Raw genomic sequence first — 513 nt, forward strand, 5'->3', positions numbered from 1 at the left:
CGCAATATCAGAAGTGTTCTTATCTACATTCTGATTTGTTGCAAATAATTGACTTCCATTTACCGCATCAGTAGAAGTTGATGAAACATCACCTGTTTTAACATTTGTCAATATCGTACCAGTTGCACCAGCTAAAGTCACTTTATCTTTCGCTGTTGCATCATCGTATTTAACTGCAGCATTGTCGGTCGCTGCCAAGTCTGATGCTACTGCATCCAATTGGCCTTTGTTCACCGCTTGGTCTGCTGTGGTCGCATCCGCAACATTGCTGATGTTGGTGTTCGCAGCATCAATACCTGTAGTCGTGATGCTTGGGCCACCTGTAATCACTAAGCCACTGTTGTCGAGCTTGCTGTTGCCTGTGGTCACGCTGTCAAGGTCAAGGTCGCGGCTTAAGCTGTATTGAATGGTGTTGCCACTCTTCGTCACTTGGAGGTTGCTTTCGCCTGCTGCTGTACCGATGTCAACGGTGTCACCCGCTTTGATCGCACCTGCATTGGCACCATTGCTTGC

1 pseudogene is annotated in these 513 nt (G+C 47.4%); it reads right to left on the bottom strand.

From position 1 onward, the window contains the following. Positions 1-513: pseudogene (locus F959_RS16945) on the bottom strand (YadA-like family protein); the annotation flags it as partial.

Origin of the sequence: Acinetobacter venetianus RAG-1 = CIP 110063, assembly GCF_000368585.1 — a bacterium.
GTDB lineage: Bacteria > Pseudomonadota > Gammaproteobacteria > Pseudomonadales > Moraxellaceae > Acinetobacter > Acinetobacter venetianus.